This is a genomic window from Rhodanobacter spathiphylli B39, from assembly GCF_000264295.1.
GTDB lineage: Bacteria > Pseudomonadota > Gammaproteobacteria > Xanthomonadales > Rhodanobacteraceae > Rhodanobacter > Rhodanobacter spathiphylli.
Map to the genome: position 1 here is coordinate 13,737 of NZ_AJXT01000042.1, position 23,017 is coordinate 36,753.

Sequence of the window (23,017 nt, forward strand, 5' to 3'; positions counted from 1 at the left end):
ACGCCTCAGCGGCCGAAGATGATTTCCTTGCCTTCGTGGTCGCGGTCCCAGCCGCGCAGCTGGTCGCGGATGTGCGCGATGCCCTGACGCCCGAGCGCGTTGCGCTCCTCGTCGAGCACGTGGCCGTCCAGCAACTCGGCCAGCCGCTGCGCGGTGGGCAGCATGGCGTCCCATGCGTCCAGCGCCGGCAGCGGCGCCGGCAGGGTCATGAAAAAGCTGACGCCCGGTGTGCGCAGGTCTTCCAGCCGGGCGAGGTCGAAGTTGCCCGGCTTGAGCATGTTGGCGACGCTGAACAGCGGTCCCAGCTCGCGTTTGCCGTCGACCAGGCGGTGATAGATGCCCATGTCGCCAAATTCCAGGCCGGCCTTTTCGGCGGCCACCACGAGATCCGGGCCGTGGAAACGCTCGCCTTCGCGGGCCACCACGAACAGCGTGATGATGCGTTCCACCGGCAACTGCGGCGGCCGCCGCCCCAGATCGGAACGCTGGGGAGCCGCCTGGACCGGCGGGGGTGTCGACGGAGTTTCCACGACCGGCGCTTCCGCCGGCAGGCCGGTGTTCTGTACCACCGGATCGCTGGAGCTGGGGGCACGCAAGGCATCGATGATCGAGGCCACGTGATCCGCCAGTTTCGGTGGCTGCCTGGTCCTGGCGGTCTTCGGCGCAGCTGCCGTGCCGGGTTCCCTGCTCCGGTCGCCCGACAGGGTGGCGCCCAGGCGCTCCAGTTCCTCGCGCAAGCCCACCTCCAGCTCGCCTTGCTGCGGCCTGGCATCGCCGCGGAAGACATCGTCAGCGACCGGCTCGATATCCGATTCGCCGAAGGTCGGTTCGCGTCGTTCGCCGGCATGGGGGCCGGGCACGACGCGGCGTTTGCCCTGTTCCTTCCTGGGCTGGCCGAACAGCCACAGCAGTGCCAGCACGATGAGGCCGACGATCAGCATCGGAATGCCGACGGCGGGATTCCAGGCAAGGGCAAGCACGGGTTGCAACGTCATCATGGGTTCCTCAGGGTCTGTGAAGAAAACCACTTCCTGTGGTTTTCTTCTATCGCGAATCCAGTACACGCCCGGACTCGCTCACATGAAACAGTCACTAGCGTGACTGCTTCATGCCCGGCCATCCTGGCCGGCCTGAGAGGTTGAAAACTCAACCTCTCAGGCAGCGCCTGCCAGTTTAGCCGCTTCGGCCAGATCCACCTGCACCAGTCGCGAAACACCGGGCTCGCGCATGGTCACGCCGCACAGTTGGGTGGCCGCTTCCATGGTCGCCTTGTTGTGGCTGATGAAGATGAACTGCACCTGCTCGCTCATCTCGCGTACCAGGCTGGAGAAGCGGCCCACGTTGGCCTCGTCCAGCGGTGCGTCGACCTCGTCGAGCAGGCAGAACGGTGCCGGGTTGAGACCGAAGATCGCGAACACCAGCGACACCGCGGTCAGCGCCTTTTCGCCGCCGGACAGCAGCGAGATGTTGGATGGGCGCTTGCCCGGCGGGCGCGCCATGATCGTCACGCCGGTGTTGAGCAGATCATCGCCGGTGAGCTCCAGGTAGGCATGGCCGCCACCGAACAGTCGCGGGAACAGCTCCTGCACGCCGGCGTTGACCTTGTCGAAGGTTTCCTTGAAACGCTGACGCGTTTCGCGATCGATCTTCTTGATCGCGCCTTCCAGCGTTTCCATCGCATCGGCCAGGTCGGTGAGCTGGTTGTCCAGGTAGGTCTTGCGCTCGCTCTGCTCGGCGTGTTCCTGGATGGCGGCGAGGTTCACCGGTTCAAGCCGGGCGATCTTCTGGCCGAGGTCACTCAGCTGCGAACGCCACTGATCCGCATCGATGTCGGGCGCGAGTTCGGCCAGCAGCGTCTCCAGTTGCAGACCTGACGCGGCAATCGCCTCGGCCAGCTGGTCGGCGCGCAGCTGCAAGGCCTGCGCCGCAAGCCGCTTCTGCGACAGCCCTTCGCGCAGCGTGGCCAGGCCCTGCTCCGCCAGGTGGCGCTGCTGCTCCAGCTTGCGGAACTCGATGTCGCAGTCCTCCAGCGCGCGGCGCGCCTCGACCAGCTGCTTGTCGACCAGCAGGCGCTGATCCAGATATGCCTGCCGCTCCGATTCGAGTTCGGCGATCGGATCGGAACCCGCGGCGAGCTGTTCGGTGATTTCGTCGCGGCGCATCTCGATCTGGCGCAGTTGCGTGTCCATGCGGGCCAGCGTCTGTTCCAGCGAGCTCAGCGAGGAGCGCTTCGACTCCAGCGCGAGTGCCAGCGAGTGCGACTGCTCGGCGGCCTCGCGCGCGTTCATGCGCGCTTCCTCACGCGCTTCGAGCAGGCCGCGTCGCTCGTTCTCCAGCTCGCGGCGCTGGTCCTCGAGGTCGCCCATCAGACCGATCGACTCGTCCAGTCGGGCGCGTGCCTCGCGGGTCTGGCCCTGCAATTCGTCGATCTGCCGATTCAGGTCCGCCAGTTCGCCCTTGACCTTCTCGGCGCGGGCGCGGGCGGTTTCCAGCTTGCCGCGGTGGCTCTGCAACTGGCCGGCCAGTTCGGACTGCCGGCGATGCGCGTTGTACAGCTCGCGCTGGGCATCGTCACGCGCGCGTTCGGTCTCGAATTTGCTGGTGCGCAGCGTATCGAGCCGCTCGCTGGCTTCTTCCAGCTGCGCTTCCAGCGTGGCGATCTGCTCGGCCAGCGTGCGCAGCTCGCGCTCGCGCGCCAGCACGCCGACCTGGCTGCCCTGCGCCCGGCGCACGCGCGCCCAGCCCGGCCCCAGCCATTCGCCCGCCGGCGTGATCACCGACTGGTACGGCGCCAGCGAGGACAGCGAGACGACCCGTTGATGCGCTTCGTCCAGCGATGCCGCGGTGAGCACGTGACCAAGGATCGCCATCGCCGCCGCCGGTCCCCGCACGTGCGCCGCGAGGGTGCCGGCGGTGTTGACGCCACCTTCGCTGGCGTCGAGCAAGGCCATGTCGGCGTTCTCGATCGAGGAAAATTCGCTGGCCAGCGTGTGAGCCTGGTCAACCAGCACGCTGTCCAGAAAGCCGCTCAACGCCGTTTCCACCGCGGTTTCCCAACCGGCTTCCACCTGCAGCGATTCGCCCAGGCGACGCGAGTGGTCCAGGCCCAGCTTCGCCAGCCATCCACTGGCCGCGCCTTCGTCCTGTCCCAGCGCGGCGTGCTGCAAGGCCTCCAGCGACGCGTGCCGGCCGCGGGCGGCCTGCAACTGCTGGCGCGCTTCGTTGAGGGTCGACTGCACCAGGCGTTCGTCCTCCAGCACCTTTTCGTGGCCGGACTTGTGCTGGTCGAGCAGGCTGCCGAGCGTCTCCACGCGTTCGCGCTGGGTCTCGTGCTCATGGGTCAACTGCTCGCCGGCGGCGTCCAGCGCCTCCACGTCGGTGGCCTTCTGCTCGGTCTCCAGCACTTCGCGACGGCGCGCCAGGTCGACCGCTTGGCGATCCAGGTAGCTGAGCCTGGTTCGTTCCACTTCCGCTGCGCGGTTCGACTCACCCGCGTTGCGCGTGTGGCTGTCCCAGCGCTGTTGCCAGTCGGCCAGCCTGGCTTCGGTGTTGCGCTGGGCCTCGCCGGTGTCGTCCTGCAGCTGCTGCAGCGCTTCGAGCTTGGGTTCGCCTTCGGCCAGCGCCAGCCGCAGCGCCTCGACCTGTTCGCGATCGGTGGCGATGTGTGCGGCCAGTTCGGCATGTTCGCGCTCGGCGTCGCCATGGGCGCGCTGCAGGCGTTCGGCGGTTTCCTTGTTGTAGCGCACCTGCTGTTCGACCCGGGCAATCTCGGCGCCGACCTTGTAGACGTCGGCCTGCACCGCATTCAGATGCTCGCTGGCGTCGGTGTGGCGTTCGCGCACGCTTTCCAGCTGGGCCTCGATCTGGCGCTGGCCGGCGAGCTGCTTTTCGATCTCGATCTCGGCGGCGGACAGCCCCTGCCCTTCGCCGTCGTGCTGGCTTTTCAGCGCGCGATATTCCAGTGCGCGCAGCTCGGCTTCCTTGCGCGTCTGCTCTTCCTTCAGCGCCTTCCAGCGCTCGGCGGCACGGGCCTGGCGGTTGAGGTGCTCGAGCTGCTTGTCCACCTCGTCGCGCACGTCGCGCACGCGGTCGAGGTTCTCGCGGGTGGCCTTGATCCGGCTTTCGGTTTCCTTGCGGCGCTCCTTGTACTTGGAGATGCCGGCGGCCTCTTCCAGGTGCGTGCGCAGTTCTTCCGGATGCGCCTCGATGATCTGGCTGATCATGCCCTGCTCGATGATCGAGTAGCTGCGCGGGCCCAGGCCGGTGCCAAGGAACAGGTCGGTGATGTCGCGGCGGCGGCAACGCGCGCCGTTGAGGTAGTACGAGGACTGGCCGTCGCGGGTGACCTGGCGCTTCACCGAGATCTCGGCGTACTGGCCGTACTCGCCCTGCACTGAGCCGTCGGCGTTGTCGAAGATCAGCTCGACCGTGGCCTGCCCCACCGGCTTGCGCGTGTTGGAGCCGGAGAAGATCACGTCGGTCAGCGAGTCGCCGCGCAGGCGGCTGGCCGCGCTCTCGCCCATCACCCAGCGGATCGCGTCGATGATGTTCGATTTGCCGCAACCGTTGGGGCCAACCACGCCGATCATGTTGCTGGGCAGGTGCAGGGTGGTCGGGTCCACGAAGGACTTGAAACCGGCGAGTTTGATGGTGCTCAGGCGCATGCGGTCTTCAACGGGTCAGCGGTAAGGCCCGTGCAGCCGGGCGACAGGACACTGTGCCAAACGCAGGGCGACGCTGCAATGCGTTCCTGCATGAAGCATCAGTTGAACAATTCACTGTAACTGACTGTTCCTGAATTATTTGTTCTTTGCATCAATCGACAGGGCATGGATGCCGTTGTCCATCAGGCCGTCCAGCGCCGCATAAACCATGCGATGCCGCCGAATCGGCAGCAGCCCGGCGAAGGCGGGACTGACGATGCGCACATGGAAGTGACCCTTGCCCTCGCCCGCGTGGCCGGCATGAAGGTGGCCTTCGTCGACGACTTCCAGCTCGGTCGGCGCCAGCGCCACGGTCAGGCGCTGGCGGATCTGCTCGAGCATCGCTTCGCTCACGCCGGCAACGCCTTGCGGAACGGCTTGATCTGCACGTCGGCGTAGACGCCGGCCGCCACGTACGGATCGGCATCGGCCCAGGCGCGGGCCTCGGCCATCGAGGGGAACTGGGCCAGGATCATGCTGCCGGTGAAGCCGGCCGGGCCCGGATCTTCGGACTCGATCGCCGGGAACGCACCGGCCACGAACAGGCGACCGGCTTCCTGCAGTTCGAGCAGGCGCGCCATGTGTGCCGGTCGCGCAAGCTGACGCCTGGCCAGGGTATCGGGGTGGTCTTTGGCGATGATGGCGTACCACATGGGAGGGCTCGTGGAATCAGAAGAATTGCCCTATTTTAATCGAAACCAGCGCCTTCACCGAACCGACATCTGCATCGTCTGGGTGACGGCCATCAGCGGGAGAATCGAACGATGACACAGACAAGGAAAATTCCCGCGTCGAGCCATCCGTATCGAAAATGCGGACATGATGGGATTCCGGGGCCGTTCGCCGGTTCGACGGCCTTTACCGGGACATCGGCTTGAACGCGACCGGCCAGCCTGGCGAACGGCTGGACGAATGCGAGTCGTTGCGTGGCATCGCCATTGTGCTGGTGTTCTTCTACCACTTCCTCGGCTCCTTGCGCGGCTACATGCCGAACCCCCAGGCCAGCTATGCCTCGGCACTGTTTTTCGGGGGAAGCATCGGGGTGGATCTGTTTTTTGTCTTGAGTGGCTTCCTGCTGTCGCTGCCCTACATTCGTGGCAGCCCGATGGTGCTCAGGCAGTTCTTCGGCAATCGTGCGTTGCGCATTCTCCCCATGTATTACCTCATGGTGCTGGCAGGCGCCGCCTGGAAGGGAGATTGGCGCGCCGCGATGCACGCAGCCCTGTTCCAGAACATCAGCCTGGATACCCTGCTGCCGTTCGGACTGGTCTGGTGGAGTCTTGCGATCGAAGTCCAGTTCTATCTCGCGCTGCCGCTCGCGATCTGGCTGGCTCGACGGAAACAGGGGAGGTACCTGCTCGCAACCGTGTTGCTCGGCCTTTGCTTCTGCTACTGGAAACTCGCGACGCCTGCAGCGTCAGAATTCTGGGCTGCCCTGCGCAGCACCCTGCTGGGCCGTTGGCCGCAATTTGCCATCGGCATCGCGGCCGCCTGGACACATCACCACTACGGTCCCGTCTTGCGAAGCCTGAGCGTGCGGCAGCGTCGATGGCTGGGCACGTCTGTCGCGCTTGCCGCCATCGCCATGATCGATGTTCTGGCGACTCACAGCCTGCGCCAGTTCGGCATGTTGCAGTTCGGGTACTGGTATGCGAACTACCTGTACGTGTCGATTCTGTGGGCCGTGTTCATGGTGGCCCTGACCGATCTGCTTCCCCTATTCCGCAAGGTCGTGGTCAACCCCGTGCTGCACCGGATCGGCCTGTGGTCGTACTCCATCTACCTCGTGCACGCCGTATGCATCGTCTTCGCAGTCGTAAGGCTGGACATCCGGCCGTCCGACGAGCTGCTGACCCACCACTTTTCCAACCTGATGCTGTTCATCTACATGGCCGGCGCTACGTTGCTCGTCTCCGCGACGACCTATCAACTGATCGAAAGGCCATTTTTGCGGCTGAAGCACAGCCGCTTCCTGTTGATCGGAAAGGTTCGCGAAGACGTCATGTAATCCGACGCACGCACAGCCACGAAACCATCCGACACCACCGCGCCGACGGTGCCAGTTCGGCCTCAGCCTGCTTGAACTTCGGGACGCATGTAGGGGAACAGCAGCACGTCGCGGATCGAGGACGAACCGGTCAGCAGCATCACCAGCCGGTCGATGCCGATGCCGAGGCCGCCGGTGGGCGGCAGGCCCACTTCGAGCGCGCGTATGTAGTCGGCGTCGAAGTGCATCGCCTCATCGTCGCCAGCGTCCTTGGCGTCGACCTGGGCCTGGAAGCGCGCGGCCTGGTCTTCCGGGTCGTTCAACTCGGAAAAGCCATTCGCGATTTCCTTGCCGTTGATGAACAGCTCGAAGCGGTCGGTGATGCCCTTGTCGGTGTCGCTTTCGCGCGCCAGCGGCGACACCTCGACCGGGTGGTCGGTGATGAAAGTGGGCTGGATCAGGGTGTGTTCGACGGTGTGCTCGAAGATCTCCAGCAGCAGCTTGCCCCAGCCGTAACCGGGCTTGACCTGTGCACCCAGGCGCTTCGCATGCGTCGCCATCGCCTCGCGATCGCGCAGCTCTTCGCGCCTGATCTCCGGGTTGTGTTCCAGCACCGCGTCTTCCATGCGCCAGCGGCGGAACGCCGGGCCGACATCGATTTCAGCGCCATCCCAGGTCAGCTGCGTGGTGCCCAGCACGGCCTGGGCGGTGTCGCGGATCACGCTCTCGGTGAGATCCATGATCTCGTGATAGGTGGCGTAGGCCTGGTACAGCTCCAGCATGGTGAATTCGGGGTTATGCCGGGTCGACACGCCCTCGTTGCGGAAGTTGCGGTTGATCTCGTAGACGCGGTCGAAGCCGCCGACGACCAGACGCTTCAGGTACAGCTCGGGCGCCACGCGCAGGTACAGCTCCAGATCCAGCGCGTTGTGATGCGTGGTGAACGGCTTGGCCGTGGCGCCGCCGGGGATCATGTGCATCATCGGCGTCTCCACTTCCATGAAGCGGCGCGTGGGCGCCTCCAGCCACTGGCGCATGTAGCCGATGATCCGCGAGCGCAGCATGAAGGTGCGCCGGGCCTCCTCGGTGACGATCAGGTCGACGTAGCGCTGGCGGTAGCGCTGTTCCACGTCGGCCATGCCGTGGTGCTTGTCCGGCAGCGGGCGCAGGCTCTTGGTCAACAGGCGCAGCTGGTCCACCCGCACCGAAAGCTCGCCGGTCCTGGTGCGCATCAGCACGCCTTCGGCGCCCACGATGTCACCCATGTCCCAGCTCTTGAACGCCTCGTAGGTGTCGCCCAGAGTGCCCTGGTGGATGAACAGCTGGATGCGCCCGCTGAAATCCTGCAACTGCACGAAACTGACCTTGCCCTGCACGCGCTTGAGCACGATGCGCCCGGCCATCTTCACCCGGCGTGCGGCGGCCTCGACCGCTTCGGCCGTGTGCACGTCCCTGTCGGCGAACTCGGCCTGCAGGTCGCCGGCGAAGCTGTCGACCTTGAAGTCGTTCGGAAACGCGATGCCCTGCTCGCGCAGCGCGTGCAACTTCTCGCGGCGCTCGGCAATCAGCCGGTTCTCGTCGATGATCGGGGTGTCGGTCGTTTCGCTCATGGGGAACTCTGTTGCTCCAGGTGTCCGCAACGAGGGGCGCACACCAGATGGTCTGGGGTTGGGTGCAAGATGGCGCGTCGAGGTTTCCCTCGGGAGCCTGGCTCGTCAATCGTTTTTGCCGAATACTTCCTTGGCCGCATGCCTGGTTGCATCCCAGCCTTCGCGCGCGCCGTGGCCGATGGCGATTCCCGCCTTCTTCGCACCATGGCCGATGCCGACACCGGCGTCCTTCGCACCATGCCCGATCTTCTTGGCGACGTGTTTGGTCGCATGACCGACATCGCGGGCGCCATCGGCGACGCCGTGGCCGACGGCTTTGGCGTCCTGCTTGATGCCCTGGCCGGCGCCGCCCTGCTGCGATTGCGCGGCCGCGCCGAACGCAGCCAGTGCGGCACAGGCGATCACGATGCTGCAGATCCTCTTGCTGTTCATGCGGCTATCTCGTCAGTAAGCGGAAGGCGTCAGGTCTCACGCATCGATGCGCTTGGAGCCGGCTTCGAGACCGGACTTCAGGCTGGCCTCGATGAACTCGTCGAGGTCGCCGTCCAGCACCTTCTGCGTATCGGTGCGCTCGATGCCGGTGCGCAGGTCCTTGATGCGGCTCTGGTCAAGTACGTAGTTGCGGATCTGGCTGCCCCAGCCGATGTCGGACTTGGTCGCCTCCAGCGCGTCCTTCTCGGCATTGCGCTTCTGGATCTCCAGCTCATAGAGCTTTGCGGCCAGCATCTTCATCGCGGTGTCGCGGTTCTGGTGCTGGCTGCGGCCGGTCTGGCAGGCCACCACGGTATTGGTCGGAATGTGGGTGATGCGCACCGCCGACTCGGTCTTGTTGACGTGCTGGCCACCGGCACCCGACGAACGGTACACGTCGGTCTTGAGGTCGGCCGGGTTGATGTCGATCTCGATGTCGTCGTCCACTTCCGGCGACACGAATACCGAGGTGAAACTGGTGTGCCGACGATTGTCGGAGTCGAACGGGCTCTTGCGCACGAGCCGGTGTACGCCGATCTCGGTCTTCAGCCAGCCGTAGGCGTAGTCACCTTCCACCCGGAACGTGGCGGACTTGATCCCGGCCACGTCGCCGCCGCTGACTTCCATCAGCTCGGTCTTCCAGCCGCGGTTCTCGCACCAGCGCAGGTACATGCGCAGCAGCATCTCGGCCCAGTCCTGCGCCTCGGTGCCGCCGGCGCCTGCCTGGATGTCGACGAAGGCATTGGTCGAGTCCATCTTGCCCGAGAACATGCGCTGGAATTCCAGCTTGTTGACCTCGGCGTCGACCTTGGCCAGGTCGTCGATCACCGACTGCGCGGTGTCGTCGTCGCTGTCGGCGATGGCCATCTCCAGCAGCTCGCCGGCATCGGTGAGGCTGGCCGTCATGCGGTCGATGCCGTTGACGATGGTATCCAGCCGGGCGCGCTCGCGGCCCAGTTCCTGCGCACGCGCCGGGTCGTCCCAGACGGTGGGACTTTCCAGTTCGCGGGTTACTTCTTCCAGGCGTTCGCTCTTGGTGGCGTAGTCAAAGATACCCCCGAAGCGACTCGACACGGTCGCGAAGGTCGGCAATCTGGGCCTGGATGGGATTGGTCTCGATCATGGTCGGAAATCGCAGGAAAACAGCCCCCGATATTAGCAGAGCGTGCGCCGTTGCACGCGGTTGCTGGCTACACTTGAAGGCTCCCCGACATGAAGGAAGATGGGCAATGAAGAAATGGACTTTTCTATCCGCGGTCGCCTGCGGCCTGGCCGGCCTCGGCTGCCTGCCGGCCACGCACGCATCGGGCCCGGGAACGCCCTCTTCCCCATCGGGTTCGGATGCTGCCACGCTGGCCATCGTGGAAAAGGCGCTGAACCAGGCCGACGTGCCGGCCCTGGCCCGCATGTACCAGGCCTCGAACGATCCCGTCAGTCGCGTCCTTGCCGCCATGACCCTGGAACGCATCCACTTCAATCTGGAAAAGTCTAGCGAGGATGCACGTGTCTGCGAACGCAGCCTGATCGACAGCAATCCCGAGGTCGCCTTCTTCTGCGCGAAATTTGCCAACGGCAACCTGCGGCTGTCCCAGGGCTCAGCCAAGGCCGATGCGGCCGAGCTGGACATCATCCGCCGGTTCCAGGACAAGGTGGCTCCGGCCAGGATCGAGCAGATGCGGAGCTACCTGGCCAGCCAGGCCGGCACGCCACAACTTGAGCTGGTCATGCCGTCGCACAGCTTCAGCATTCCGCTTCATCGCAGCCTGGCGCAAGCCAACCTGCCGGCCGTGGAAGTGGAAAGCGGCGGCAAGAAGATATGGCTGCTGGTCGACACGGGCAGTTCGGCGCTGACACTGGACGAAGACAGCGCACGCAAGCTCGGCGTCGCCATGGTTGATCGCACCGGCAAGGTCGGCGGGTTTCTGTCGCACGACATCCCCGTCCGCTACGGCACCCTGGCCAGGCTCCGCATCGGCGAGCTCACCCTGCTGAACGTTCCGGTGACCGTAGTGCCGGCGGATCATCGGCTGCTCGGCATGGGCATCCTGCGGCGACTGGGCGCGTTTCGCCTCACCGAGAGCTCGCTGGTGGTTGGCGACAGCAGCGATGGCGACGGCGCCTGCAGGGAGCCGATGCTGGTATCCAGCGATGTCTGGGGCAACCAGTTGCGCGTGGTCACCGCCCTGTCGATCGACGGTCAATTGCGCACGGCACTGATCGACAGCGGCACCAGCCACTACCTCGCCGCCGACCAGCATGCCCTCGACGAGCTGCACAGCAGCCCGGGGCGGCGGCTCAGGGTCCGCGACATGGGCGCGCACCAACACGCCGCGCGCATCAGCCGGGCCACCGCCGATATCGACATCTCCGGGCAGCCATTCACCGTCACCTTCAATGTATTCAAGCAGGCCAGCCTGCCATGGCATTACCTCCTCGGCGGCGGCGCCCTGCGCTACATGGACTTCCTTTTCGACTTCAACAACCGGCATACCTGCCTGCTGATCCATCCCGACCGGCATTGACCGTTCAGCTCGCCAGCGCCTGCTGATGCACTCCCCTGACCGCCCGGCCCGACGGATCGGCTGTGCTGGCGAAGGCCGGGTCCCAGGCCAGCGCCGCGGGTGACGAACAGGCGATCGACTTGCCGCCGGGCACGGTCGCCGCGCAAGCTTCGCCGGGAAAATGCTGCTCGAAGATGCGGCGGTAGAAGTACGCCTCCTTGGTCGCCGGCGTGTTGAACGGATAGCGCGCCGCGGCGGCGGCGAATTCGCGGTCGCTGACCGCCTGCTCGGCGTGCGCCTTCAGCCCGTCGATCCAGCCGTAACCCACGCCGTCGCTGAACTGTTCCTTCTGCCGCCACAGGATCGAATCCGGCAGCGCGCCATCGAACGCTTCACGCAGCACCGCTTTCTCGATGCGCCCCTGCCCGGCCATCTTGTGCGCGGCATCGAGCCCCATCGCCAAGTCGATGAACTCCAGGTCGAGGAACGGCACGCGCGCCTCCACGCCCCAGGCCATCATCGCCTTGTTCGCGCGCAGGCAGTCGTAGCTGTGCAACGCGTCGAGCTTGCGCACGGTCTCCTCGTGGAAGGCCTCGGCCGAGGGCGCCTTGTGGAAGTACAGGTAGCCGCCGAAAATCTCGTCCGAGCCCTCGCCCGACAGCACCATCTTCACCCCCATCGCCTTGATCCGCCGCGCCAGCAGGTACATCGGCGTGGCGGCGCGGATGGTGGTGACGTCGTAGGTTTCGATGTGGCGGATCACTTCCGGCAGGGCATCCAGTCCTTCCCAGAACGTGTAGACGAAGCCGTGATGGACGGTGCCCAGCGCGTCGGCGGCGACCTGCGCCGCGGCCAGGTCGGGCGATCCGTCCAGCCCGATCGCGAACGAATGCAGGCGCGGCCACCAGGCTTCGCTGCGGTCGTCGTCCTCGACGCGTTCGCGGGCGAACCGGGCGGCGCAGGCGGCCACCAGCGAGGAATCCAGCCCGCCGGAAAGCAGCACGCCGTACGGCACGTCGGTCATCAGCTGGCGATGCACGGCCTGCTCGAACGCCTTGCGCAAGACCGGTGCCGCCACGTCATGGCCGCGCGTGGCGGCGTAGTCGCGCCATGGCCTGGCGTAGTAGCTGCGCAGTTCGCCGCTGGCGCTGTCATAGACATGACCCGGCGGGAACGGCGCCACGTCGGCGCACACGCCGACCAGTGCCTTCATCTCCGAGGCCACGCACAGGCGGCCCTGCGCATCGTGGCCCCAGTACAGCGGACAGACGCCGATCGGGTCGCGCGCGATCAGGTAACGCTGCGCCGTGCCGTCCCACAGGGCGAACGCGAAGATGCCGTTGAGCCTGCCCACGAAGTCGCCGCCCTGCTCGCGGTACAGCGCGTTGATCACCTCGCAGTCCGAGCCGGTAGTGAAGTCGTAACCGCTGGCCGCACGCAGTTCGCGGTGGTTGTAGATCTCGCCATTCACCGCCAGAGCCAGCGCGCCGTCGCGCGAACGCAACGGCTGCGCGCCCGAGGCCGGGTCGACGATGGCCAACCGCTCGTGCACCAGGATCACCCCGGCGTCGACGAACACCCCGCTCCAGTCCGGCCCGCGATGGCGCTGCCGCTGCGACAGCTCCAGCGCCTGCCGGCGCAACGAAGCGAGGTCGTCGCCCGGCTGCAGGTCGAACATTCCGAAAATCGAGCACATGGTGGAAGTTTCCTCGTTGCTGTCTGTGGATACCGCTCTTCTGAAAAATCGGCCATGGATGGCCGGGTTTGCTCTGCGCGGAAGGAGCCGCGCAAAAAGTGACCGCACGGCCATGGATGGCCGGGTTTGCCCTGCGCGAATGGACCCGCGCAAAAATCAAGCACACAAAACGAAAGAGGCCCGCACTGGGCGGGCCTCTTTCGCGTATTCGATGAAACTTGCAGCTACGCGCGGGCCCGCCAACGGTTGGCGTTATTCGCGCGATTATTGTTGTTGCCGGCCAGCACGAAGCCGCACGCGGAAAGCGCGGTGGAGTTCAGGCTGCTGATGGCGAAGGAAGGCATGGCTCAACTTGAACAGATCATCCGGCGCTTGGCAAGTGCTGGCACAACAGTGTCGTCAGCCGCCGCTTGCCGCTACATTGCCGCCAATGAGCCCTGACGCAACACGGATGTCTGCCCGCTCCCGCACCGACCCGGCACCGATGCCCGCGGGAGGGCGGCCACTGCGCTGGTGGATTCCGCTGCTGGCCTGGTTCCTGCGCGGCTTCTATTTCGGCCGCATCCGCATCGTCGGTGCCTATCGGCATCCCGTGCCGCGACGCGGCGGTCGCCTGATCGTCAGCAGCCACCGCAACGGAGCGATCGACGGCTACACCGTGCTGCGGGTGTTTCCCGGTGCGCAGGGGCTGGTCTCCATCCAGCTGCTCCGGCACCCGCTGCTGCGCTGGATGTTCGACGGCATCGCGGTGGTACGCGACAAGGATCGCGAGCGTTACGGCACCCGGCGTGCCGCGTTCGCCCATCCCGTCGACGCCGGCTGCGCCCAGTTGCGTGCGGGCGGCGACCTGGTGATCTTTCCCGAAGGCAGCAGCGATTGGGGCTGGCAACCATTGCCCTACCAGCGCGGCGCGGCGCGCATCGCACGTACCCTGCTGGACGAGGGCGTGTCGCTGGAGGTGGTTCCGCTGGGACTGCACTACCAGGCTCCAGACCGTTTCCGTTCGCGCGTCGAGGCGCTGGTCGGCATGCCGGTGGCCTTGCCTGCACGCGACACCTGCGAGTCCGATCGCGATTGGGAGCGGCGCATCCATCAGGCGATCGCCACTGCGCTCGACGCGGTTTCGGTGAACTGTCCGGATGCGGAGACCTTTGCGGCCGCGGAAGCGCGGGCGACGGTGCAGGCCGCGACAGGCGAGTCCTATGCGCTGGCGTTCATCGATGCCCAGCAGCACCCGCAGCTGCCGCCGCCACAACCAAGCACTCGCTCCTGGCCGTGGGACTGGCTGGCGGTGGCGGCCTTCATGCTGCTGGCGGCGCCGGTGCTGCTGGCCGGCCGGTTCGCCGGTGGCAAGGCGGATGCGCGCAATACGGTGAGCTTCTTCCGCATCGTGGGTGGGCTGCTGGTGGCGATCGTCTGGCTGCCCTGTCTGCTGTTGATGACAGGGTTCTGGCCATGGCCGCTGCTGGTGCTGTGGCCATTGGCTGCACTCGGCTGGTGGCGCTGGCCGCGGGTGATGCATCGGGGAAAGCCGTGAACATGCCACGCAACGCGCGCTGGATCGGCCATGCCTTCGCCGCCGAGCTGTTGCTGATCCTGGTGCTCGGCAGCGTCGGCGCCTGGCGGCTGGATGACGGCGACCTGCACGCCGCCAGCGTGCTTGGCGGCATCGCCTGGCTGCTGTTGCTGGCCGCCACGCTGGCCGCGCCCGGCAGTGGCTGGGCGAACTGGAAAGGCACGCTGCAGTTCGTCGCCTGCTGGCTGATCTTTCCGCTGTTCAAGGCGATCCGCGAGGTGTTCATCCAGCACACCGCCGACGCGACGCTGCTCGCCCTGGATCGTGATCTGTGGGGTGGCCGCAGCCTGCCGGAACACCTGCTGGGCTGGGAGCGGCCGTGGCTGTCGGAGCTGCTCAGCAGCGGCTACTTCCTGTTCTATTTCGTGGTGTTGCTGCCGGCGATCATGTTCAGCGTGCGGCGCCGCAGCCCCGAGGCGAAGGCGTTCTTCCTCGGCCTGACCCTGATGTATCTGGTCGGCTTTGCCGGCTACCTGCTGGTGCCGGCCGGCGGACCGTACATGGCCTTTCCCGAAGTGTTTCCCTATCCGGTGCGCGGCGGCGCGATGACCGCCCTGCTGGCCGGCGTGGTCAAGGCCGGCATCACCGGCATGGACGTATTTCCCAGCCTGCATAGCGGCATCGGCGTGTACGTGCTGGGCTTCTTCGCGCTCGGTGGCTATCGGCGCATCGCGCTCCTGCTGGCGCCGATCATCCTGGCGCTGGTGGTGGCCACGCTGTACCTGCGCTATCACTACGGCATCGACGTGCTGTGCGGGATCGCCCTCGCCGCCGCGGTGCTCGCCTTCATCCAGCGCTACCGCAAGGAAACCCACGCATGACCCAACTCTTCGCGTTCACCGATCCGCAGGCTGCCGAGCATGCCGTCAGCGGCGGCAAGGGCGCCAACCTGGCGCGCGCCGCGCAACACCTGCCGGTGCCGCCCGGCATCGTGGTCGGCAGCGAGGTCTATCGCGAGTTCGTGGCGCCGTTGCACGAGGCGATCCGCCACGTGCTGGACGATGCCGCGCTCGACCACGCCGCGCGCAGCGAGCGCATTCAGGCCCTGCTGCTGGCGCAGTCGCTGCCATCGTCGCTGCGCGGCGAGCTGGCCGCGAAACTCGAAGCACTCGATCTGGCCGATGCGCCGGTGGCGGTGCGTTCCTCCGGCACGCTGGAAGACCTGCCCGGCGCCGCGTTCGCCGGCCAGCACGACACCTTGCTGGGCATCCGCGGCGTCGATGTCGTGCTCGACGCGATCCGCCGCTGCTACGCCTCGCTGTGGAATGCCCACGTGCTGCCGTATCGCGAACGGATGGGGCTGAACCACCTGGATGCGGCGATGGCCGTGGTGGTGCAGAAGATGGTGCAGGTGGGTGAACACGAGGCCGCCGGCGTGGCGTTCTCGATCGACCCGGTGCGCGGGGCGCTGGACCAGGTGCTGATCAACGCCGCGTTCGGCCTCGGCGAAACCGTGGTCGGCGGCGAGGAACCGGTCGACGAATACAGACTCAAGCGCAGCGACATGAGCGAGGTCGAGGCGGTGATCGCCGAGAAGCCGCGGGCGCTGGTCACCGATGCCGCGGGCGGTACCCGCCACACGCCGTTGTCGGCCGAACAGGCGCACGCCCCTGCCCTCGCCGAGGCACAACGCCGCGCCGTGGCGCAGCTGGCGCTGGCCGCCGAGCAGCACTTCGGCTTCCCGCAGGACATCGAATGGGCGTGGCAGGACGGCACGCTGTACCTGCTGCAATCACGCGCGGTGACGCGCATCCCGCCGCGCTGGACCCGCGACGAATCGGCCGAGCGCTTTCCCAACCCGGTCACCCCGCTGACCTGGGACCTGTGCGAAGTCGGCTTCCATGCCTCGCTCAACCACAGTTTCAGGCTGATGGGCCTGCCGCCGTTCGGCGACAAGTGGTTCGCGATGCGCGACTACTACATCTACGGCAACCAGAACGCGGTCGAGCTCTACAGCGGCCGCACGCCGGCGAAGATGCTCAAGGACGTGGAGAGCATCCGCGCCGCTTTGCCGCAGATCGCGGCGCAGTACGCCTGGGTGCAGGAGCTGCCGGTGCGCTGGATGCGCGACCTGGACACCTACCTGCTCGGCATCGGCGCCCTGATGCGCGAGTCGCTGGACGGTCGTCCGCTGAATGAGTTATGGGACTACGTGCTGCGCATCAATGCGCTGGGCGCCAGCTACTTCCTGCCCAACATCGCGATCTCGCTGACCCAGCGCACGCTGTACGTGGCCCTGCAGCAGATGCTGCGACTGGCGCTGCCGGCCGACCAGGCGCAGCAGGTGTTCGACCAGTTGCTGGCGGTCACCGACACCAAGACCGGCCAGGTCAACGCCGAACTGTGGTCGCTGTCGCGACTGGTGCGGATTGACGCCGCCCTGCACGCGCGGCTGCGCGGCGAACCCAGCATCGAACTGCTGGAAGCACTGCCGCAGCACCCTGTGTTCCACGCCGAGTTCCAGCGCCTCCTGGCCCGTCACGGCCATCGCGAACTGGATTTCGATGCATACCACCCGACCTGGGTCGAGGCGCCGCAGATCGTGCTGGACCAGCTGAAGATGCTGGTCGACCGCCCCGACGAGGACCGCGCCGCCGCCGAGCTGGCGCAGAAAGCCGCCCAGGCGGCGATGGAGCACAACGTGCTCAGCCATGCGCCGGAAGAACTGCGCTACCTGGTGCACGAGGTGATCCGGCTGGCCCGCACGTATACCGCACTGGACGACCTGGAGCATTACCAGACCACCCGCCTGCACCTGCCGTTCCGCCGCGGCCTGAAAGCGATCGGCGCACAGCTGGTGGAACGCGGCGTGCTGGCCGATCCGATGGACGTCTATTTCGTGCCGCTGGCCGTGCTCGACGGCGCGCTGCACAGCGGCGAGCTGGCCCCGATCACGGAAGCCGCCGCCCGCCACAAGACCGGTTACCTGGCGGCCTGCGCACGCATGCCGGACTGGATCTTCGGCGAAGCGGAACCGGTCGAGGTCGACGGCAGCCACGTGCTCAAGGGCCTGGGCGGCAGCCCCGGCATCGTCGAGGGCCGGGTATTCGTGGTGCGCAGCCCGGAGGATTTCCCGCACTTCCCCAAGGACGCGATCCTGGTGGCGCGCACCACCAACCCGGCGTGGACGCCGCTGTTCTACCAGGCCAGCGGGGTGATCACCGAAAGCGGCGGCCCGCTGTCGCACGGCGCGGTGACCGCCCGTGAGCTGGGCCTGCCGGCGGTGATGAGCGTGCGCCACGTGATGCGCCTGCTGGGCAATGGCCAGCGCGTGCGCATCGACGGCCGCCACGGCACCGTCGAGCTGCTCAGTCCGCCGTGATCCAGCGCGTGGCTTCCTCGATCTCGGCACCGTGGAACAGACGGAACTGGGCCGGGATCGCGAAGCTGAAAGCCGTGGCGGTACCGCGCAGCCACGCCACATCGGTGACCAGCGCCACGCGATCCCAGCCGCTGAAATGACGTGCGCCCAGCTTCGCGTCGTTCCACATCGCGCCAGGATCGAAGCCGGTGAAGTCGTCGGCGGTGACGTACAGCAGGCGCAGCTTGCGGTTCAGCGCAAACGCCGCCTCGACATCCGGCACGATGATGTTCTCGTAGTCTTCCGCGGTGACTTGGGCGTGGGCGCGAAAGCCCAGCGTGCCGGCGGGCAATCCTTCGATCTGTGCGATCACGGGCGTTCTCCATGCAGGGTGTCGTGTCCAGCATGACCTGAACCACGTGAAAAACATGCAAGAAAATTTCAGACCGCTTCGATATGCCGCAGCAACAGGCGCGGGCTTTCGCGCCCCTGCCAGTCGTTGATGACCAGCTCGTAGGCGGCGCGCAGACGCGGCGGCGGTGGCTGGCCGTGGTAGGCGTTGAACATCACCGCGTCGTGCACGGCGCCATCGCGCGGGTCGCGCAACTGCAGGCGCAGATGGCATTCGCCCATCACCTTCCAGCCGGCGCAATCGAACAGGTTGTCGAACAGCGGCTCGGGGAATGCCTGGCCCCACGGTCCCGCCCGGCGCAACTGCCGCGCCAGCTCCAGCGTGGCGGCGCCGGGCGGCAGCTCGCCATCGGTGTGCAGCACCGCCTGCAGGCGTTCGGGTTCGATCAGTTCGCGCGCGACGGCGTCGAAGGCGGCGGCGAAGCGCGGATAGTCCGCCGCCTTCAGGCTGAGCCCGGCGGCCATCGCATGGCCACCGAAGCGCTCGATCAGGCCGGGCTGGCGCGCATCGATGATGGCCAGCGCGTCGCGGACATGGAAGCCGGGGATTGAGCGCGCGGAGCCCCGCAAGTGCTCGACGTCGTCCTCGCTGGCCGGGGCGAAGGCGATCACCGGGCGGTGCAGCCGCTCCTTCAGCTTCGAGGCGACCAGCCCCACCACGCCCGCGTGCCAGGACGGCTCGAACAGGGCCACGCCGATCGCGTCGATGTCGGAAAGACCTGCCACCATCTGCTCCGCCTCGGCCACCATCGACGCCTGCAGGTCGCGGCGTTCGCGATTGATCGCATCGAGTTGCGCGGCGCAGTGGCGCGCGCGCACTACGTCATCGGTGAGCAGGCATTCCACGCCCAGCCGCATGTCTTCCAGCCGCCCCGCGGCGTTCAGGCGCGGCCCCACGGCGAAGCCCAGATCGCTGGCGCACAGCGTCGCCAGGCTGCGCTTGCCGACCTCGACCAGGGCGCCGATGCCGGCGCAGGCGCGACCGCTGCGCATCCGCTGCAGGCCGGCTTCGACCAGCACGCGGTTGTTGAAATCCAGCGGCACCAGATCGGCCACCGTGCCCAGCGCGACCAGGTCGAGCAGGCTGGACAGATCCGGCTCGGCACTCGTGAAGGCGCCCTGCTCCCGCAGCACGGCGCGCAGGCTCAGCAGCAGGTAGAACACCACGCCGACGCCGGCCAGCATCTTGCTGGGGAACGGGTCGCCGGCAAGATTCGGATTGACCATCGCATCGCAGTCCGGCAACTGCTCGCCGGGCAGGTGATGGTCGGTGACGATGACGCGGATGCCGCGCGCCTTCGCCGCGGCCACGCCGGCCACGCTGGCGACGCCGTTGTCGACGGTGACGATCAGCTGCGGCGTCGGCTGCAGCGAGGCCACGAAGGCGGCGCTCAAGCCATAGCCATGGGTGAAGCGATTCGGAATCGCGTAGTCGACCCGCTGCGCGCCGAGCAGGCGCAAACCGCGCACGGCCACGGCGGTGCCGGTGGCGCCGTCGCAGTCGTAGTCGCCAGCGACCAGGATCGACCAGTCGTCGCGGATCGCCTCGGCCAGCAAGGCCACCGCCTGATCCATCCCGCCCAGCAACTGTGGCGCCAGCATGCGCGCCAGCCGGTGCTCGACCTGGGCCGGCTGCAGCACGCCGCGCGCGGCGTAGACCTGCTGCAACACCGGATGCACCGACTCCGGCCAGCCGGCGGGAACGCCGCGACTTTCGCGGCGACGCAGCTGCAGGACGCTCAACGTCCGCCCCGGCGCCACACGCGCAGGCGATGCCATGGCTTGCGTTGCCAGCGCTCACCGCTGGCGAACTGCAACAGCACCGGCTGCCGGGCCAGCAAGGGCTGCACGGCCGGCCACCAGCGTGTGGCGATCTCGTGGGCCGGCAGGTCCTGCAGGTCGACCAGCCAGCCCGCGCGGGCGGTGGCGATGGCGTCGACGCTGCGTGCCTGCTGCGCGATGCCGGCGTGCGCGGCCAGCGCGCGCAGCAACACGTCGTCGCTGACCACACCGGCAAGCTCACTGCCAATCCCGACCGGCAGGCGGCCACCGCCCCACAGCCACAGGCTGTTCACCGGCGACAGCCCGCGCGCCTGCCGTTGCGCATTCAGCGGATGCTGGTGCAACTGCACCTGGATGTCGTTGAGCAGGATGCGCCAGCGACGCCCTGCCGGCCCTTGCGGCAGATGCTGGGCGAGGTCTTCGCCCAGCGCCTGGGCGGGCGCGGCGAACTCGGGCAGCGCCATGTCCGCGGGCAGGCGCAGATGCCAGTGGTCCGGCGAGGAAACTTCCAGTTGCATGCCGGCCTCGTCGAACAACGGCCGCAGGCTTTCGGCCAGCGTCCGGGCTGCGTCGATATCCAGCTGCAGCCGACCGCAGGCCAGCAGGCGCACGCCGTTCATGTCCGGCTGCACCCAGGCCGGATCGGCCGACAGCCACAGGTCGTCGCCCGCATCGCCGGCCAGGAACTGCCGGGTGATCGCCGCGGCGGGAAGGTTCGCGCCGATGCTCGTGAAGTGGTCGGCCAACCCGCCCAGATAACCATCGCCGCCGGCGGCAAGACGGTCGGCCCGGGCCAGCCATTCGCGCAGCGGGTGGCCCGGTGCGAAGTGCGCCAGCGCGGGCAGCCACCATTGCAGCGAAGGGATGGCGGTCGACATCGGCTACGCCTCCAGTTGTTCCATCAGCGTCAGCCACTCGCCTTCCAGCGCTTCCTTCTCGCTGCGCAACTCGGCCTGGCGCTGGCCCAGTCGCATCATCTCCCGGGTCGGGCCGTTGTAGGTGGCCGGATCGGCGAGCTGCGCCTCCAGTGCGGCCAGCTCGGTATCGATGGCGGAGGTGCGCGTCTCGATCTTCTTCACCCGCTGGCGCGCGGCCTTTTCGTCGTCGCGCTGGGCAGCGGCCTGGCGACGGCGTTCCTCCGGCGAAACCTCGACCACCTCGACCACCACCGGCTTGGCCGCGCCGGCCTTCGCCGCCTTCTTGCTGGCCGAGCCACGATTCTTCAGCCAGCGGGCGTAATCGTCGAGGTCGCCGTCGAACGGTTCCACCACGCTGTCGGCCACGCGCCAGAAGCTGTCGCAGACCAGGCCCAGCAGGTGGCGGTCGTGCGAGACCAGCACCAGGGCGCCGTCGAAATCGGCCAGCGCGTCCGCCAGCGCCTCGCGCATGTCCAGGTCGAGATGGTTGGTCGGTTCGTCCAGCAGCAGCAGGTTCGGCTTGTCCCAGGCGATCAGCGCCAGCGCCAGCCGCGCCCGTTCGCCACCGGAGAAACCGTCGACGGATTCGAACGCGCGATCGCCGGCAAAATTCCAGTTGCCGAGGAAGTCGCGCATCACCTGCGTCGCCACGCCCGGCGCCTTGTCCATCAGGTGATCGAGCGCGCTGGCGCCTTCGCGCAGGCTTTCCACCGTGTGCTGGGCGAAGTAGCCGATGTTGAGGTCCTTGTGCACCTTGCGCTCGCCGCCGAACGGTTCCAGCTCGCCCACCAGGGTTTTCACCAGGGTGGATTTGCCGGCGCCGTTGGGACCGAGCAGGCCGATCCGCTCACCCGCTTCGATAGAAAAACGCACGTCGGCAAGCACGATATTGGCCACTTCATCGTTGCCTTCGCGGCTGGACGGATCGGCTGCGTAGCCCGCGCTGACATCTTCCAGTTGCAGCATCGAGTCCGGCAGGCGGCCGGGCACCGGGAAGCTGAAGCTGAAGGGGCGCTCGGCGCGCACCGCCTCGGTGCCGGCCAGCTTCTCCAGCCGCTTCATCCGCGACTGCGCCTGCTTGGCCTTGCTGGCCTTGGCCTTGAAGCGGTCGACGAAGGACTGCAGGTGCGCCCGCTCGGCCTGCTCGCGTTCGTGCGAGATCTGCTGCTGGCGCAACTGCTCGGCGCGCAGGCGCTCGAACGCGCTGTAGTTGCCGGTGTACAGCTTGGCCTTGCCGTCATTGAGGTGCAGCGTGTGGGTGATCACGCCGTCGAGGAACTCGCGGTCATGCGAGATGATCAGCAAGGTGCCCTGGTAGCGGCGCAGCCATTCCTCCAGCCACAGCACGGCGTCGAGGTCGAGATGGTTGGTCGGCTCGTCCAGCAGCAACAGGTCGGACGGGCACATCAGCGCCCGCGCCAGGTTCAGACGCCCACGCCAGCCACCGGAGAATTCCTGCACTGCGCGCTCGTGGGTTTCCGGTGGAAAGCCCAGCCCGTGCAGCAGTCGTCCGGCGCGAGCGCGGCCGTCGTAGCCGTTCAGCTCCTCGATGCGGTGGTGCGCCTTGGCCATCGCGTCCATGTCGCCACGTTCGCCGGCCTCCGCCTCGGCATTGATCGCCGCGGCCAGTTCCTCGTCGCCGCCCAGCACGTAGTCGATCGCCGCATCCGGCAGCGCCGGGGTTTCCTGTGCCACCGAGGCCAGCCGCAGCTTGCCCGACATCTCCAGCTCGCCGGCGTCGCCTTCCAGCTTGCCCTGCAGGGCCGCGAACAGGCTGGACTTGCCGCAACCGTTGCGGCCGATCACGCCCAGGCGCCAGCCGCTCTGGATCACCAGGTCGATGTCGGAAAGCAGCAGGCGGCTGCCGCGGCGCAAGGCGAAATGTCGAAAGGAAATCATGAAAAACCCGGGCTGAAACGGACGGGTCGTCGCCCGCAGCCGCCCATGATAGCGGCGATCAGGCTATTCTCGACCACTCGCCGGGCCTGGCCGAATGCCGAACCCATCGCAATCGCCCGTGTCCGGCATGGCGTAGCATGGGCGCTTCTGCTACAACGACGCC

General features: G+C 67.1%; 17 protein-coding genes. 5 read left to right on the plus strand and 12 right to left on the minus strand.

Annotated features, from left to right (window positions below; all coding sequences use genetic code 11):
• Positions 1 to 5: 5 nt before the first annotated feature.
• From zipA to UU7_RS12695, 4 genes are all read right to left on the minus strand, one after another.
• Complete coding sequence (gene zipA, locus UU7_RS12680; protein WP_007808898.1) at positions 6 to 995, minus strand: cell division protein ZipA; 990 nt, start codon at positions 993 to 995, stop codon at positions 6 to 8.
• Between the two features lie 159 nt (positions 996 to 1,154).
• Positions 1,155 to 4,664: a chromosome segregation protein SMC gene (gene smc / locus UU7_RS12685; protein ID WP_007808899.1), complete on the minus strand. Its 3,510-nt coding sequence runs from the start codon at positions 4,662 to 4,664 to the stop codon at positions 1,155 to 1,157.
• Between the two features lie 135 nt (positions 4,665 to 4,799).
• Positions 4,800 to 5,045: a BolA family protein gene (locus tag UU7_RS12690; RefSeq protein ID WP_193385076.1), complete on the minus strand. Its 246-nt coding sequence runs from the start codon at positions 5,043 to 5,045 to the stop codon at positions 4,800 to 4,802.
• Between the two features lie 8 nt (positions 5,046 to 5,053).
• Positions 5,054 to 5,356 carry a YciI family protein gene (locus UU7_RS12695; RefSeq protein ID WP_007808903.1) on the minus strand — a complete coding sequence of 101 codons (303 nt, stop codon included), beginning with the start codon at positions 5,354 to 5,356 and terminating at the stop codon, positions 5,054 to 5,056.
• A 221-nt stretch (positions 5,357 to 5,577) separates the two neighbouring features.
• Between UU7_RS12695 and UU7_RS12700 the strand changes: the two genes are divergently transcribed.
• On the plus strand, positions 5,578 to 6,711 hold the full coding sequence (locus UU7_RS12700) for an acyltransferase family protein (RefSeq protein ID WP_007808905.1): 1,134 nt from the start codon (positions 5,578 to 5,580) through the stop codon (positions 6,709 to 6,711).
• 62 nt (positions 6,712 to 6,773) lie between these two features.
• Here the strand turns inward: UU7_RS12700 and lysS are convergent, their stop codons facing one another.
• The 3 genes from lysS to prfB all read right to left on the minus strand — a co-directional run bounded on the left by lysS (position 6,774) and on the right by prfB (position 9,894).
• Positions 6,774 to 8,300 carry a lysine--tRNA ligase gene (lysS, locus tag UU7_RS12705; RefSeq protein ID WP_007808906.1) on the minus strand — a complete coding sequence of 509 codons (1,527 nt, stop codon included), beginning with the start codon at positions 8,298 to 8,300 and terminating at the stop codon, positions 6,774 to 6,776.
• Positions 8,301 to 8,405: 105 nt separating this feature from the next.
• Positions 8,406 to 8,732: a hypothetical protein gene (locus tag UU7_RS12710; protein WP_007808908.1), complete on the minus strand. Its 327-nt coding sequence runs from the start codon at positions 8,730 to 8,732 to the stop codon at positions 8,406 to 8,408.
• Between the two features lie 36 nt (positions 8,733 to 8,768).
• Positions 8,769 to 9,894, minus strand: a protein-coding gene (gene prfB / locus UU7_RS12715) for a peptide chain release factor 2 (protein ID WP_157582245.1) whose coding sequence is annotated in 2 segments (ribosomal slippage) — positions 8,769 to 9,818 and positions 9,820 to 9,894 — 1,125 coding nt in all. Because the reading frame shifts where the segments join, the coding sequence is not laid out codon by codon here.
• Between the two features lie 106 nt (positions 9,895 to 10,000).
• Here prfB and UU7_RS12720 point away from each other — a divergent pair.
• Positions 10,001 to 11,293, plus strand: a complete 1,293-nt coding sequence (locus UU7_RS12720; RefSeq protein WP_007808912.1) for an aspartyl protease family protein — start codon at positions 10,001 to 10,003, stop codon at positions 11,291 to 11,293.
• 4 nt (positions 11,294 to 11,297) lie between these two features.
• Here UU7_RS12720 and asnB read toward each other — a convergent pair whose 3' ends face one another.
• Positions 11,298 to 12,968 (minus strand): asparagine synthase B, encoded by a 1,671-nt coding sequence (asnB, locus tag UU7_RS12725; RefSeq protein WP_007808915.1) that lies wholly within the window; start codon positions 12,966 to 12,968, stop codon positions 11,298 to 11,300.
• A gap of 451 nt (positions 12,969 to 13,419) precedes the next feature.
• On the opposite strand from asnB, the gene UU7_RS12730 reads away from it, so the two are divergent.
• From UU7_RS12730 to UU7_RS12740, 3 genes are read left to right on the plus strand one after another with little or no spacing between them, the layout of a single operon-like run.
• Complete coding sequence (locus UU7_RS12730) at positions 13,420 to 14,505, plus strand: 1-acyl-sn-glycerol-3-phosphate acyltransferase (RefSeq protein WP_007808916.1); 1,086 nt, start codon at positions 13,420 to 13,422, stop codon at positions 14,503 to 14,505.
• 2 nt (positions 14,506 to 14,507) lie between these two features.
• Entirely contained in the window at positions 14,508 to 15,365 is an 858-nt protein-coding gene (locus UU7_RS12735; protein ID WP_007808919.1) for a phosphatase PAP2 family protein, read from the plus strand.
• Entirely contained in the window at positions 15,362 to 17,866 is a 2,505-nt protein-coding gene (locus UU7_RS12740) for a PEP/pyruvate-binding domain-containing protein (protein WP_007808921.1), read from the plus strand. The genes UU7_RS12735 and UU7_RS12740 overlap by 4 nt, the downstream gene beginning before the upstream one ends.
• Here the strand turns inward: UU7_RS12740 and UU7_RS12745 are convergent.
• The 4 genes from UU7_RS12745 to UU7_RS12760 form a co-directional block, all read right to left on the minus strand.
• On the minus strand, positions 17,853 to 18,218 hold the full coding sequence (locus UU7_RS12745; protein ID WP_007808923.1) for a SpoIIAA family protein: 366 nt from the start codon (positions 18,216 to 18,218) through the stop codon (positions 17,853 to 17,855). The genes UU7_RS12740 and UU7_RS12745 overlap by 14 nt on opposite strands.
• A 68-nt stretch (positions 18,219 to 18,286) precedes the next feature.
• On the minus strand, positions 18,287 to 20,035 hold the full coding sequence (gene recJ, locus UU7_RS12750) for a single-stranded-DNA-specific exonuclease RecJ (RefSeq protein WP_007808925.1): 1,749 nt from the start codon (positions 20,033 to 20,035) through the stop codon (positions 18,287 to 18,289).
• Complete coding sequence (locus UU7_RS12755; RefSeq protein ID WP_007808927.1) at positions 19,996 to 20,916, minus strand: hypothetical protein; 921 nt, start codon at positions 20,914 to 20,916, stop codon at positions 19,996 to 19,998. Before UU7_RS12755 ends, recJ begins: the two co-directional genes overlap by 40 nt.
• A gap of 3 nt (positions 20,917 to 20,919) precedes the next feature.
• Positions 20,920 to 22,854, minus strand: coding sequence for an ABC-F family ATP-binding cassette domain-containing protein (locus UU7_RS12760; RefSeq protein ID WP_007808929.1), 1,935 nt, complete (start codon positions 22,852 to 22,854; stop codon positions 20,920 to 20,922).
• Between the last annotated feature and the right edge of the window lie 163 nt (positions 22,855 to 23,017).